We start from the raw sequence: 13,208 nt of genomic DNA, 5'->3' as shown, positions 1-13,208 counted from the left end.
CCTGTGTCGTTATTCTTGATCGGCAGCGCGGGCTCAGGCCGCGCGCCGGGTCTTCCACTCGAAGGTGCGCAGCGCGGCGGCGATCAGGTCCGGCGACAGGCCCAGGGCCCAGCCGGTTGCCAGCGCGGCCAGCACCGCTTCGCGGCACTCTTCCTCGTCGTTCGGCAGGCAGCTGGCCGGCAGCACGGCCACCGTGTCGGCGCCGTTGGCCAGCACGAAGCCGTCCGCGTGCAGGAACACGGCGCGGCCGCCATCGGCGCGGTGCGCCACCAGCGCCTCGACGTGTTCGTCGACGCCATAGAAGATCACGCTGCCGTCGCACAGGTCCGCCATCGAGGCCACCTGCGCGTCGCCCGCGTTGAGCACCGCCACGCCGTCCGGCAGCACCACGTCCACCTGCGTGCGCAGCACGTTGAACATCTGCTCCGGCGCGTCGATGTAGAACTCGCCCAGCTTGTCGTGGCCGGCCGTGTCGGTGACGACACCCACCGTGCAGCGGTCGTACGCGAAGCCCTCGGTCAGGATCATGCGGTTGCCGTTGGCGAACACCGCCGATTCGACGTTCTTGTTCAGCAGCAGGCGCTGGCCCGATTCCCATTCCGACAGCGGCCCGCGCGCGATCTTGCGCCCGTTCAGGTAGACGCCCTCCTCGCAGGCCACGCCGACGTAGCGGCCGGACACCTGCAGCTGCCACGCGGTCAGGCGCGCGATCAGCGCCGTGTGACGGGTGCCGGACACGCCCACGATCGGGATGCGGCCATCCGCTTCCGGCGCGAACAGCTGGTCGACGATGGCGGCGCCGACGTTGCGCGGCGTGCCGCCGGCGGCCGGCTTCAGGTGGGCCAACAGGCCCGGGCTGGCGTTGACTTCGATGATGGCGCCGCCCTGGCTTTCCAGCGGCTGCGACACGTCCTGCACCACCAGGTCGATGCCGGCGATGTCCAGGCCGACGGCGCGCGCGGCCAGCGCGGCCATCTCGGCCACGGCCGGGTGCACCAGGTCCGTCACGTCATTGGCCACGTTGCCGTTCAACTGGATCAGCACCTTCCTGCCCGCGTCCGGCACGGAGTCCGGGGTCAGGCCCTGGCGCTGCAGGTCCAGCTGCACTTCCTGCGATTTTTTAGGCTCGACGATATTGAGCGGGAATTCCTCGGTGGTGCCGCGGCGCGGATCGGTGTTGATCTGCGTGTCCACCAGCTCCTGTACCGTCAGCTTGCCGTCGCCGGTGACCCACAGCGATTCGCCCTTCGAGGCGGCGACGACCTTGCGGCCGACCACCAGCAGGCGGTGCTCGTCGCCGACGATGAACTTCTCGACGATGACGGACTCGCTGCCGCCGCGCTGCACCGCGATGTCGTAGGCCGCGCGCACGTCCGCCTCGGTGGACAGGTTCAGCGACACGCCGCGGCCATGGTTGCCGTCGTACGGCTTGACGGCCACCGGCAGGCCGATGTCCTGCGCCTCTTCCCAGGCCTCGTCGGCGCTGGTGACGAGGGCGCCTTCCGGCACGGGCACGCCGCAGGCCTTCAGGATGTCCTTCGTCATGTCCTTGTCGCTGGCGATGCCTTCGGCGATCGCACTGGTGTTGTCGGTCTCGGCCGTCCAGATGCGGCGCTGGCGCGCACCATGGCCCAGCTGGACCAGGTTGCCGTCGGTCAGGCGGATCTGCGGAATCTTGCGGTCGATGGCCGCCTCGACGATATTGTTGGTGCTCGGGCCCAGGCACAGGCGCTCGACCATGTCGGTCAGCTCGGCCACCGCGGCCGGCAAGTCGAACGGGCGGTCCTCGATGGCGGCCATCAGCAGCTCGCGGCCCAGCACCAGGGCGCGCCGGCCGACGTGCTCCTGGCGGGTGCGGAACGCCATCTTGTAGATGCCGCTGCCTTCGGCGGTCTGGCGCGTCTTGCCGAAGCCGGTGCGCATGCCGGCCAGGTTCTGCAGCTCCAGCACCACGTGCTCGAGGATGTGGCCGACATAGGTGCCGTCGCGCAGGCGCTCGATGAAGCCGCCCACCTCGCCCACGCCGCAGCGGTGCTCGACCAGGCTGGGCAGCCATGCCGTCAGCCGCTCCGTCAAGCCCGGCAGTTTGTTCGAAGGGAAGTTTTCCAGCTCGCCAATATCCAGCCAGGCTTCGATGACCGGGCGGTAGGTCCAGATATTCGGTCCGCGCAGGTATGTTACACGGAGAAGTTCGATGTCTTTCTTCTTTGTCATGTTTTTGCTCTACTACCTCTTGCGGTATACTCCGCAAAAGCAGAGCTTCCTCTTCTTTATCGTCTATTCGAATAGCCGAAGAATACAATAAACCGCGTTCACTCTTCGGCTACGCTAAATCGTGTCAGCGCAACAGGGGCCTGATCCGTTGCTGTAGCTACTACCTATTACTACTACCCTATTTTCCCACCGAATCAACATTCTTGCCACTTGGCAAAGAACCACCGGAGTACCGCCGACAATGATAACAACCGACTTTCCCGCCGGAGCGACCCGGGTCGAACTGCCTGAACTCTGGCATTCCGAAGCGAAATTGCAGCTTGCTCCAGGGGAAAACGTGCAGAGTGCGCTGGAGGTTGACCTCGATGCGAAACTCCATTTCGCCAAAGGTATCATCCTTTTGACGGAGCACCGTGTCCTGTCGCGTGCGCCCGGCGCCAGCAGCTGGCAATCCTGGCCATACAAGGCCGGCATGGCGCTCAAGCTGCACGACCATGCCGGCGTCGGCCACCTGGAACTGGTCGACGCGCAGGGCCGCCTGGCCGCCTGGCGCTTCACCCTGGGCCAGAACCTGCATGCGATCCGCCTGACCGAGCAGTTCGGCCCCCTGCTGGAGACGGCGCTGACGGGGGTCGCCCCCGTGTGCGTCGAGGAACACGCCTGCCCGACCTGCAAGGCGCCGCTGGAAGCGGACCAGGACGAATGCCCGATCTGCACGAAAGTCGTGCACACGCCGCCGTCCACCTGGACCCTGTTCCGGCTGTGGCGCTTCGCCCACCCCTACCGCTGGGCGCTGCTGGGCGGTTTCACCCTGATGCTGCTGTCGACCGGCGCGCACATGATTCCGCCCTATCTGTCGATGCCGTTGATGGACAACGTGCTGATCCCGTACCAGAACGGCCAGCCGGTCAACACGGAGCTGGTCATGCTGTACATGTCCGGCCTGCTGGGCGCGGCCGTGCTGGCCTGGATCCTCGGTTGGGGCAAGACCTATGTGCTGGCCCTGGTGTCGGAGCGGATCGGCGCCGACCTGCGCACCACCACCTACGAACACCTGCTGCGGCTGTCGCTGGAATACTTCGGCGGCAAGCGCACCGGCGACCTGATGTCGCGCATCGGCAGCGAGAGCGACCGCATCTGCGTGTTCCTGTCGCTGCACCTGCTCGACTTCGCCTCCGACTGCCTGATGATCATCATGACGGGCGTGATCCTGTTCTCGATCGATCCATGGCTGGCGATGGTCACGCTGGTGCCGCTGCCGTTCATCGCCTGGCTGATCCACCTGGTGCGCGACAGGCTGCGCACCGGCTTCGAGAAGATCGACCGCGTGTGGGGCGAGGTGACCAACGTGCTGGCCGACACCATCCCCGGCATCCGCGTCGTCAAGGCCTTCGCGCAGGAAACGCGCGAGGCCAACCGCTTCCGTGTGGCGAACAAGCACAACCTGGCCGTCAACGACCGGCTCAACAAGGTGTGGTCGCTGTTCTCGCCCACGGTCTCGTTCCTGACCGAGATCGGCCTGCTGGTGATCTACGTGTTCGGCATCTGGCAGGTGTCGAAGTCGCACATCACCGTCGGCGTGCTGACGGCGTTCCTGACCTATTCCAGCCGCTTCTACGGCCGCCTCGATTCGATGAGCCGGATCGTCTCGGTGACGCAGAAGTCGGCCTCGGCCGCCAAGCGCATCTTCGACATCCTGGACCACGTGTCCTCCGTGCCGGAGCCGGCCAACCCGGTCAAGGTCGGCAAGATCGAGGGCAACATCACCTTGCGCGAAGTGGGCTTCCGCTACGGCAACCGCGCGGTCAACCGCGGCGTCAACCTGGACATCAAGGCCGGCGAGATGATCGGCCTGGTGGGCCACAGCGGCTCCGGCAAGTCCACGCTGGTCAACCTGATCTGCCGCTTCTACGACGTGGCCGAAGGCGCGATTCTGCTGGACGGCGTGGACATCCGCTCGTTCGCCGTATCGGACTACCGCCGCAACATCGGCCTGGTGCTGCAGGAGCCCTTCCTGTTCTTCGGCACCATCGCCGAGAACATCGCCTACGGCAAGCCGGATGCGACGCGCGCCCAGATCATGGCGGCGGCCCGCGCCGCCCATGCGCACGACTTCATCCTGCGCCTGCCGCAGGGCTACGACTCGATGGTGGGCGAACGGGGCCAGGGCCTGTCCGGCGGCGAACGCCAGCGCATCTCGATCGCCCGCGCCCTGCTGATCGATCCGAAGATCCTGATCCTGGACGAAGCCACGGCCTCGGTCGACTCGGAAACGGAAAAAGAGATCCAGAAGGCGCTGGACAACCTGGTGGCCGGCCGCACCACGATCGCCATCGCGCACCGCCTGTCCACCCTGCAGCGTGCCAACCGCCTGGTCGTGATGGACCGCGGCAAAGTGGTCGAGGAAGGCCCGCACGAGGAGCTGATGGCCAAGCAAGGCGCCTATTACCGCCTGTACGAGGCGCAGGCCCGCAACGTCGACACCGACCTGGACGACAACAACACGAAACGCCATGACGACAATTGATTTTCAACTGGAACGCGACGCCTTCGGGCGCCTGAACCTGACCGACGCCGCCGGCACCGTGCACCACCACGTCTCGCCGGTGCGCGCCTTCCCCGTGCAGGCGCCGGACGAAGGCCTGGCCCTGGTCAACACGGACGGCAAGGAAGTGGCCTGGATCGACCGGGTGGACGACCTGCCGGCGCCGATCGCGGCGCTGGTGCGCGAGGAGCTGGCGGGGCGCGAGTTCATGCCGGAGATCGCTCGCATCGTCGATGTGACGAGTTTCGCCACGCCATGCACGTGGACGGTGGAGACGAATCGTGGCAGAACGCAATTCGTGCTGCGCGGTGAGGAAGACATCCGCCGCATCGGCGCGACGGCCCTGCTGGTGTCGGACACGCATGGCATCCATTTCCTGATCCGCGACCAGTACGGCCTGGACAAGCACAGCAAGAAGATCCTGGACCGGTTCCTTTAACGGCGCCGGATGCTTGAACCCATGGTGACAGGCACCTATCCGCGGGTCTCCGACCCGCGGATAGGTGCCTGTCACCGGTGATTTCAGCCAGTATAGGCGGAGCAGACGGCCTGCTTGCGCGCGGCGCCGCTGCATACCGCGCGGCGGCACTCGACGGCGCCGGATTCCCCCGGCTTCGGGCAGCGCGCGAATACCGACGAGGCGCGTTCCTGCGCTGCGCGGCGCGGGGCGGCCGGTGCCTTGGCCGCGGGCGCGGCCGTCTCGTCCGCCGAGCCGCCGGACGTCTGCGCGAGCGCGGGCGCCGGAGCAGCGGATGCGGGCGGCATCTGCGGCTTGGCCCGGGCCGCGCCACCCACTTCGATCACCAGCCAGTCCGGCAGGTCGCGCGTCAGCGCGGCCGGCGCCGGCAACAGCGCGTCCGGCTTCTTCGGCCCGGCCAGCAGCTCTTCGGCCGACGGCAGTGCCGGCGGCGCGGTCGGCCCGGCCGCCAGTTCCGGCGGCAGCAGACCGGACCCGGATGGCTCAGTCAGCGGCGCGGCGGCAGGCGTGCCGGTCATGGCACCGGCTGGCGCAACCGGCGCCGGCAGCGTGGCCGGGCCCGCGGCCGGCGTCACCGACTTGCCCAGCCGGTCGATGGCACTGCCCGTCGCCACCTCGTAACCGACCCATGCCGAGCCGGCCGCAAACACCAGCACGACGGTGCCCAGCAGGCCGAACAGCACCTTGCGTGACAGTCCGGGGGTGTAGGCGTGCGTGTCGGCATGCGTCTCGGCGCCGCCCAGCATCCGCTCCGGCTGGGCCAGGTACGCAGCCTCGTCGTGCAAGGCTGCCTGGTGTTCTGCGCTGAAGTCCGGCGTTGCCCGTCCGGGCGGCGCGCCGGCCGGGTCGCGCGCTTGGCTCTGGTCATCCATTTGTAGTCTGCTTGGCAATCCTGTAAAGCCGACCATGATAGCACCGGCGCCCGGGCTTGTGGGTGACCCGGGAATGTCCCAAGCCACGGCCGCCTGTGTGCGCACGCGCACCGAGGCGGTACGCCGGGCCGGTTACGGTAGCTGCTGGACTGCGAGGAGAACCCATGAGCGAGCAACTGAAGATCGGGAAGGCCACCATGCCGGCGGGCGGCTGGGGCTCGGTCGGCGAAGTGACCAACATCCTGCTGGACCAGCGCGTGCCCCTGAAGGATGCGCGCCTGCTGACGCACCAGAACAAGCCGGACGGCTTTGCCTGCGTCAGCTGCGCCTGGGCCAAGCCGGCCAATCCGCATCCGTTCGAATTCTGCGAGAGCGGCGCCAAGGCGACCGCCTGGGAAACCACCAGCAAGGCCATCGACGCGGCTTTCTTCGAACGCCACACCGTCACGGAACTGGAAAGCTGGAGCGATCACGCACTGGAAGACCAGGGCCGGTTGACGCTGCCGCTGCGCTGGGACGCCGCCAGCGACAAGTACCGCCCCATCGACTGGGACACCGCCTTCGCCGAGATCGGCGCCGCCCTGCGCGCCTGCCAGCGCGACCGGGTCGTGTTCTACAGTTCCGGCCGGGCCTCGCTCGAGACGTCGTACCTGTACCAGCTGCTGGCGCGCATGTACGGCAACAACAACCTGCCGGACAGCTCGAACATGTGCCACGAAAGCACGTCCGTCGGACTGCAGAAGACCATCGGCGTGCCGGTCGGCACCGTTACCCTGGACGATTTCGAGCAGACCGACTGCATCTTCTTCTTCGGCCAGAACGTCGGCGTCAACAGCCCGCGCATGTTGCACCAGTTGCAGGCGGCGCGCCGGCGCGGGGTGCCGATCATCACGTTCAACCCGCTGCGCGAGCGCGGCCTGGTCAGCTTCACCAATCCGCAGTCGCCGCTGGAGATGCTGACGGGCGCCGAGACGGCCATCAGCACCCAGTACCTCCAGTTGAAAGCCGGCGGCGATACCGCCGCGCTGATGGGGCTGAGCAAGGCCATCCTGGCGCTGGACGACGCCGCCCTGGCCAACGGCGGCCGGCGCGTGCTGGACAGCGCCTTCCTGGCTGAACACACGCATGGCTTCGACGCGTTCGAGGCCGCCGTGCGCGCCTGTTCCTGGGCCGACATCGAGCGCGAGTCGGGCCTGGCGCAAGCGGCCCTGGAAGACGCCGCCGCCGTCTACTGCCGTTCCAGCGCCGTGATGGCGGTATACGGCATGGGCGTCACGCAGCACCGCAACGGCGTGCAGAACGTGGCGATGCTGGTCAACCTGCTGCTCCTGCGCGGCAACCTGGGCAAGCCGGGGGCCGGCATCTGCCCGGTGCGCGGGCACTCCAATGTGCAGGGCCAGCGCACCGTCGGCATCACGGAAAAACCGGAGCTGGCGCCGCTGGACCAGTTGCGCCAGCAGTACGGCTTCGAGCCGCCGCGCGAGAAAGGCATGAACACCGTGGAGGCGTGCGAGGGCATCGTCGCCGGCACGGTGCAGGCGTTCATCGGCCTGGGCGGCAACTTCGTGCGCGCGGTGCCGGAGACGGTGCTGATGGAAGCGGCCTGGCGCCGGCTGCCGCTGACCGTGCAGATTTCCACGAAACTCAATCGCAATCACGTCATCCATGGCCAGGCTTCGTACATCCTGCCCTGCCTGGGCCGCATCGAGATCGACCGCCAGGCCAGCGGGGCCCAGGCGGTGACGATTGAGGACAGCACGGCCTGCATGCACGGCTCGCGCGGCATGGCCGAACCGGTGGCCGGCACGCTGCTGTCCGAGCCGGCCATCGTGGCCGGCATCGCCAAGGCCACGCTGGCACCCAACCCGAAGGTGGACTGGGACGGCTGGGTGGCCGACTACGCGTCGATTCGCGCCGCCATCGCGCAAACCTACCCCGCCATCTTCCACGACTTCGAGACGCGCATGTGGCAGCCGGGCGGCTTTCGCAAGCCGCTGGCCGCCGCCCGGCGGGTCTGGCAGACCGACAGCGGCAAGGCCAACTTCACCGTGCCGGAGGAGCTGCCGGCCGACCCGGACACGGCGCGCGGCGTCCCCGGCGCGCTCACGCTGTTCACGGTGCGCAGCGATGGCCAGTTCAACACGACCGTCTACAGCCTGGACGACCGCTTCCGCGGCGTGCGCGGCAGCCGCCTGGTGCTGTTCATGAACCCGGCGGACATGGCGCGCCATGCGCTGGCCGAGGGCGACGTCGTGACCGTGCGCACCGCCAGCGACGATGGGGTGCCGCGCCAGGTCGGCGCCCTGACGGTGGTGCGCTACGATATCCCGGCGGGCTGCGTGGCCGGCTACTTCCCCGAGCTCAATCCGCTGATCCCGCTGTGGCACCACGCCAAGGAGAGCAAGGTGCCAGCGGCGAAATCGATCGACGTGCTGGTCGAGCGCGTTTGCAGCGCAGGGAGCGCGGCATGAACGCCGATGCCCGCCAGTTGCTGCCGGCCGGTGCCAGTGCGCTGGCGGCGCTCGGCTGGCGCGACGGCCACCTGGACGCGCGCACCGAGGTGCTGCCGGACGAGGTGCCCGTCGCCCTGGCGTACAACGGCATCAGCCATGCCGTCATGCTGGCCTCGCCGACCGACCTGGAAGACTTCGCGCTCGGCTTCTCGCTGAGCGAACGCATCGTGCGGCACCCGCTCGACGTGTACGACATCGAGATCGAGCGCGCCGACGACGGCATCGTCGTCGCCATGCGGGTGGCGGCGGGCGCGCTGGCGCGGTTGAAGGAAAGCCGGCGCGCGCGCACGGGCCGTACCGGCTGCGGACTGTGCGGCGTCGAGAGCCTGCGGCACTTCGGCGACGACACGGCCGACGTGGCGCCCTGCCGTGCCCTGCCCACACCGGCCGCGGCGGCCCCGCTGCAACCGGCCGCGCTGCAACGGGCCATGGCGCAGCTGGCCGCGCGGCAGCACCTGCACCACGCCACCGGCGGCACCCATGCCGCCGGCTGGGCCGCGCCGGACGGCACGCTGCGCTTCCTGCGCGAGGACGTCGGTCGCCACAATGCGCTGGACAAGCTGGTCGGCGCGCTGGCACGCGGCGACATGCTGGCGCAAGGCGGCTTTGCGGTCGTCACGAGCCGGGCCAGCTACGAAATGGTGCAGAAGGCGGCACGCGCCGGCTTCGGCCTGCTGGCGGCGGTGTCCGCCCCCACGGCGCTGGCGGTAAGCCTGGCCGAGCGTGCCGGCGTCACCCTGGCCGGTTTCGTGCGCGGCGACCGCTACGTGCTGTACACCCATCCGCAGCGGCTGGCCGGCGCGGCGTGAGCGCGCCGGTTCAGGGCTGGCGTTCGAGGTAGGGCCGGCAAGCCGCTTCCTTGCCGGCGCCGCCATTGCAGATGTGCCAGCGGCACATGACGGCGCCGGCCTGGCCCAGCGGCGGGCAGCGCCGGAACGTCGCGCTGTCCGCCGTGCGCTTCGTTACCCGCCGCACCGCCGCCCGCTTGCCGCTCTTGCGTGCCTGCGCAGTGCGCGCTGCCGGGCGCGCCGCCTGGCTGGCCGCCGGCGCGCTCACGGCCGGCGTGGCGGGCGGCTGCGCCGGCCCGGACGCGGGCGGTGCCGGGGGTCCTGGCGGTGCGGACGGAACTTGCACGGCCGGCGCGGCTGCCAGCGCGCCCGCCCCGACGGCGGCCGCGCTGGCAACCGCCGCTTGCTCCGCAACGCCGGCAGGCGGCGCCGGCGCTGCCTGCGGGGCGCGCGGCAACGCGGGCAATGCCGCGCTGGTCACGGCATGCAAGGTGCGCTCGGTCGTCACCACGTTGACCAGCCAGGCGGCACTGCCGGCCACGGCCAGTGCCGCCAGCGTGCCGGCCAGCCAGATGGCGCGGCGGCGCTGCCGGGCCAGCTGGAGCGGGTCCGGCGGCGCGCAGGCGGCGGCTTCGACGCGCGCGTCGGCGGCGCTGCCAGCCCGGGTGGCTCCAGGGGTGGTTGCAGCGCTGGTTTCAGGGGTTGCGGCAGGGGTAGCGGCGGAGTCCATGTTGGCAGTATGTCATTGATCGGCCCGCCACTGCAACGCGCTGCGCCAAGCGTGCGCGACCCCGTCATGGGCGGCCGCGCGGCACCGTGCCGGCCGTCAACTGGTGCGCCGTCAGGCGCCAGCCGTTCTCGTCGCGCACCCAGACGCGCAGGTAGCGTCCCTGCGAGATCTCGCGCACGCCCAGGCGCTCGAGCTGCGCGTGGTAAGTGCCGCTGACGATGGCGGCCGTGCCCGTGATGCGGATGTCGTAACTGGTCACGTCGTAGGTCAGGAAGCGCACCTGGCCGCGCTGCAAGGCCAGCAGCAGCTCGGACTTGTGGCGCAGGCGGCCGTTGGTGCCGACATGGATATGGTCGCTGGACAAGAGCCGCCGCAGCACGGCGGTGTCGCCGCGCCGCATCGCCTGCAGCCATTCCTGCTCGACTGCCCAGACGGCGTCCAGGGCCGCGGCATTCGGCCCGGCCTGGTTTGCTCCCGAGGCGACCGGCGCATCCAGCACCGGCGGGCGAACCAGCCGGCTGGCCCCGGTGCACAGCGCGACGGCGAGCAGCAGCGACGCGCAGCGCGCGGCACGGTACAGCAAGAACGGCATTGCGTGCGACGGCGCCATGGCGCTTCCCTCCTGGCGGACGAAGCCGGTCCGGCCCGCCTTGCGGGCATTGTACTGCGCAGTCAACGCGGCGTCGCGCGCCGCGCAACCGTGCGCCGGGCCGCGCAGCCGCTCAGGACGCCGCCAGCGCGGGCGCCGCACCCGGCTGCAACGCCTGCGCCAGCACAGCCAGCAGGGAGCCCACCGGCACGGGCTTGACGAAGTAGTGATCGAAGCCGGCCGCCAGGCCGGCGGCGCGGTCGTGCGCCTGGCCATAACCGGACTGCGCGACCAGCAGCAGCGGCCCGTCCTGGCGCGCGCGCAGCTGGCGCGCCAGTTCGATGCCGTCCATGTCCGGCAGGCCGATATCGAGAATGCATACACGCGGGCGCTCGCGCATGGCACGCTGCAACGCCGCCGCGGCGCCGTATTCGACGACGCAGTGCACGCCGTGGCTTCGCAGCAGCGCCGCCAGCGTATCGGCCGCGTCCCGGTTGTCGTCCACCACCAGCACCGTCATGCCGTCCGGCAGCACCTCGCGATGGCCGGCCGCAGCCGGCGCGTCGCCCGCCGCGAGCGGCGCCTGGTTCGCTTGTGGCGGCGCCAGCGGCAAGGTCACCTCGAAGCGCGCACCCTGCCCGGGGCCGTCGCTGTAGGCGGCGACACGGCCGCCATGCATGCGCACGAGGCCATGCACGATGGCCAGGCCGATGCCCAGTCCACCCTGGGTGCGGTCGCGGCTGCGCTGGCCCTGCGTGAACAGCTCGAACACGCCGGGCAGCAGCGCCGGCGCGATGCCGCAGCCGTTGTCGCTGACCGTCACGCGCACGCTGCTGCCGCTGGCGGCCAGCGTGACGTCGATGGCGCCGCCGTCGGGCGTGTAGCGGGCCGCGTTGTTCAGCAGGTTGGCCACCACCTGCGTCAGGCGGGCGCGGTCGCCGTCGACCGGCAGCGCCTGTGACGGGCGCCGCACCGTCAGCACATGGCCCTTGCGCTCCAGCAGCGGGCGCACCTGCTCGATCGCATCCTCGACCGACAAGGCCAGGTCGAACGGCTCGTAACGCAGCTCCACCTTGCCACGGCTGATGCGGGCCGCGTCGAGCAGGTCGTCCACCAGCCGCACCATGTGCGCGGCCTGACGGCCGATGATGGCGCTGGCCTGCTCCACCTGCGCCGGCGTGACGCCGCGATGCTGCAGCATCGCGGCGGCAGCGCTGATCGGCGCCAGCGGATTGCGCAGCTCGTGCGCCAGCATGGCCAGGAATTCGTCCTTGCGCCGCTCCGCCTCGCGCAGCCCCAGCTCGGCCACATGACGCAGGGTCACGTCGATCGTCACGCCGCGCAAGGTGCGCGGCATTCCCGCCTGGTCCACCAGCACGCGGCCGCGCACCTCGATCCACAGTTCGGCGCCGGTATCGGCCCGGCGCGCCCGCACGGTTTCGAGGTACGTGCCGCGCTCGGCCAGGGCGCGCTCGCGCGCCAGCCGCAGGCGCGGCACATCGTCCGGATGCAGCAGGTGCCAGGGCTGGCGCAGCTCGTCCAGGCTGGCCCCGAAGATCGCGACCGCGCTGTCGGAAAAATCCACCTGGTCGGTATGCAGGTCCCAGTCCCATACGGCCATGCGCGCGGCCTGCAGGCCGTCCTTCAGGCGTTCCTCGTTCAGCAGCAGCGCGTCGCGCGCCAGCTTGCGCGCGGTGACGTCGACCCCGGCGATGAACACGCCCGTGACGGCGGCGCCGCCGGTCGTCGGTTGCAGGGCGAAATCGATGAAACGGGGCTGCGGCACGTAGCCCGGGCCGGGGCGCACCAGCACTTCGGTGTCGCGGGCGCTGTAGCGGCCGCCGGTGCGGAAGGCCTCGTCCAGGTGCGCCATCAGCGCCTGCCCGGCCAGCTCCGGCACGGCGGCGCGGAAGGCGTGCCCGGTCAGGTCGCGCCGGCCCACCAGTTCGTCGAACGCATCGTTGGTCAGTTCGATGATGTGCTCCGGCCCGCGCAGCACGGCCACGAAGCCCGGTGCCTGCAGCAGCAGCTCGTGCAGATAGGTGTGCCGCGCCTCGCTCTCGGCCAGCCGGTCGGCGACCAGCTGGTGCTCGGCCCGCAGCGCACGCCCGGCGTAAATGCGTCCCAGCTGGCCCAGGTAGATGTAGACGAAGCCCATCATCGCGTAAGCCAGCAGCGCGGCCCGGTCCGGACCGGCGTGCAACAGCGCGGCGGGCGCGAACACGTGCAGGCCGAACAGCAGCCCGGCGCCATACACGAGCAGTGCCGGCGCGCTGCCGAACGCGGCGGCCGCGAACACGATGGCGGGATTGAAGAGCAGGAACGGGACTCGCCCCTCGTCCACGCTGCGCAGCAGCATCTGGCCAGCCAGTACGACCAGGGCCAGCAGCACGGCCCAGGCATAGCGGGCGCGCGGGGACAGCTCGGCCAGTGCGCGCAGCAGGCCGCGATTTCTGAACATACGGCAGCTCTCCAGGCC

The 13,208-nt window shown here is 70.0% G+C and carries 9 protein-coding genes; 4 read left to right on the top strand and 5 right to left on the bottom strand.

Going from position 1 to position 13,208, the window contains the following annotated elements; genetic code table 11:
• Positions 1-33: 33 nt before the first annotated feature.
• Entirely contained in the window at positions 34-2,214 is a 2,181-nt protein-coding gene (gene cphA, locus E7V67_012790) for a cyanophycin synthetase (GenBank protein ID WUR15940.1), read from the bottom strand.
• Between the two features lie 241 nt (positions 2,215-2,455).
• Between cphA and E7V67_012785 the strand changes: the two genes are divergently transcribed.
• Together E7V67_012785 and E7V67_012780 are read left to right on the top strand one after the other, a co-directional pair.
• Entirely contained in the window at positions 2,456-4,741 is a 2,286-nt protein-coding gene (locus E7V67_012785) for an ABC transporter ATP-binding protein (GenBank protein WUR15939.1), read from the top strand.
• Positions 4,728-5,198, top strand: a complete 471-nt coding sequence (locus E7V67_012780) for a DUF1854 domain-containing protein (protein ID WUR15938.1) — start codon at positions 4,728-4,730, stop codon at positions 5,196-5,198. The genes E7V67_012785 and E7V67_012780 overlap by 14 nt, the downstream gene beginning before the upstream one ends.
• 83 nt (positions 5,199-5,281) lie before the next feature.
• Here E7V67_012780 and E7V67_012775 read toward each other — a convergent pair whose 3' ends face one another.
• Positions 5,282-6,109 carry a hypothetical protein gene (locus tag E7V67_012775; GenBank protein ID WUR15937.1) on the bottom strand — a complete coding sequence of 276 codons (828 nt, stop codon included), beginning with the start codon at positions 6,107-6,109 and terminating at the stop codon, positions 5,282-5,284.
• A 164-nt stretch (positions 6,110-6,273) separates the two neighbouring features.
• On the opposite strand from E7V67_012775, the gene E7V67_012770 reads away from it, so the two are divergent.
• Together E7V67_012770 and fdhD are read left to right on the top strand one after the other, a co-directional pair.
• Complete coding sequence (locus E7V67_012770) at positions 6,274-8,580, top strand: FdhF/YdeP family oxidoreductase (protein WUR15936.1); 2,307 nt, start codon at positions 6,274-6,276, stop codon at positions 8,578-8,580.
• A complete protein-coding gene (gene fdhD, locus E7V67_012765; GenBank protein ID WUR15935.1) occupies positions 8,577-9,431 on the top strand; it encodes a formate dehydrogenase accessory sulfurtransferase FdhD in 855 nt (284 codons plus the stop codon). The genes E7V67_012770 and fdhD overlap by 4 nt, the downstream gene beginning before the upstream one ends.
• Before the next feature lie 10 nt (positions 9,432-9,441).
• Here fdhD and E7V67_012760 read toward each other — a convergent pair whose 3' ends face one another.
• The 3 genes from E7V67_012760 to E7V67_012750 all read right to left on the bottom strand — a co-directional run bounded on the left by E7V67_012760 (position 9,442) and on the right by E7V67_012750 (position 13,190).
• Positions 9,442-10,140 (bottom strand): hypothetical protein, encoded by a 699-nt coding sequence (locus E7V67_012760; GenBank protein ID WUR15934.1) that lies wholly within the window; start codon positions 10,138-10,140, stop codon positions 9,442-9,444.
• A gap of 64 nt (positions 10,141-10,204) precedes the next feature.
• Entirely contained in the window at positions 10,205-10,750 is a 546-nt protein-coding gene (locus tag E7V67_012755) for a nuclear transport factor 2 family protein (GenBank protein ID WUR15933.1), read from the bottom strand.
• 112 nt (positions 10,751-10,862) lie between these two features.
• Positions 10,863-13,190 (bottom strand): ATP-binding protein, encoded by a 2,328-nt coding sequence (locus E7V67_012750; GenBank protein WUR15932.1) that lies wholly within the window; start codon positions 13,188-13,190, stop codon positions 10,863-10,865.
• Positions 13,191-13,208 lie beyond the last annotated feature (18 nt).

Source organism: [Empedobacter] haloabium (genome assembly GCA_008011715.2).
GTDB classification, from domain to species: Bacteria; Pseudomonadota; Gammaproteobacteria; order Burkholderiales; family Burkholderiaceae_D; genus Rugamonas; species Rugamonas haloabia.
Note: the sequence above shows the minus strand (reverse complement) of the source record. Positions and strands in the feature narration are given on the sequence as shown.

Bases quoted from the DNA above. Each gene is read 5' to 3' on its own strand.
- E7V67_012785 (WUR15939.1), top strand. From the start codon at position 2,456: ATGATAACAACCGACTTTCCCGCCGGAGCGACCCGGGTCGAACTGCCT.
- E7V67_012760 (WUR15934.1), bottom strand. From the start codon at position 10,140: ATGGACTCCGCCGCTACCCCTGCCGCAACCCCTGAAACCAGCGCTGCA.
- E7V67_012755 (WUR15933.1), bottom strand. From the start codon at position 10,750: ATGGCGCCGTCGCACGCAATGCCGTTCTTGCTGTACCGTGCCGCGCGC.
- E7V67_012770 (WUR15936.1), top strand. From the start codon at position 6,274: ATGAGCGAGCAACTGAAGATCGGGAAGGCCACCATGCCGGCGGGCGGC.
- E7V67_012780 (WUR15938.1), top strand. From the start codon at position 4,728: ATGACGACAATTGATTTTCAACTGGAACGCGACGCCTTCGGGCGCCTG.
- cphA (WUR15940.1), bottom strand. From the start codon at position 2,214: ATGACAAAGAAGAAAGACATCGAACTTCTCCGTGTAACATACCTGCGC.
- E7V67_012750 (WUR15932.1), bottom strand. From the start codon at position 13,190: ATGTTCAGAAATCGCGGCCTGCTGCGCGCACTGGCCGAGCTGTCCCCG.
- E7V67_012775 (WUR15937.1), bottom strand. From the start codon at position 6,109: ATGGATGACCAGAGCCAAGCGCGCGACCCGGCCGGCGCGCCGCCCGGA.
- fdhD (WUR15935.1), top strand. From the start codon at position 8,577: ATGAACGCCGATGCCCGCCAGTTGCTGCCGGCCGGTGCCAGTGCGCTG.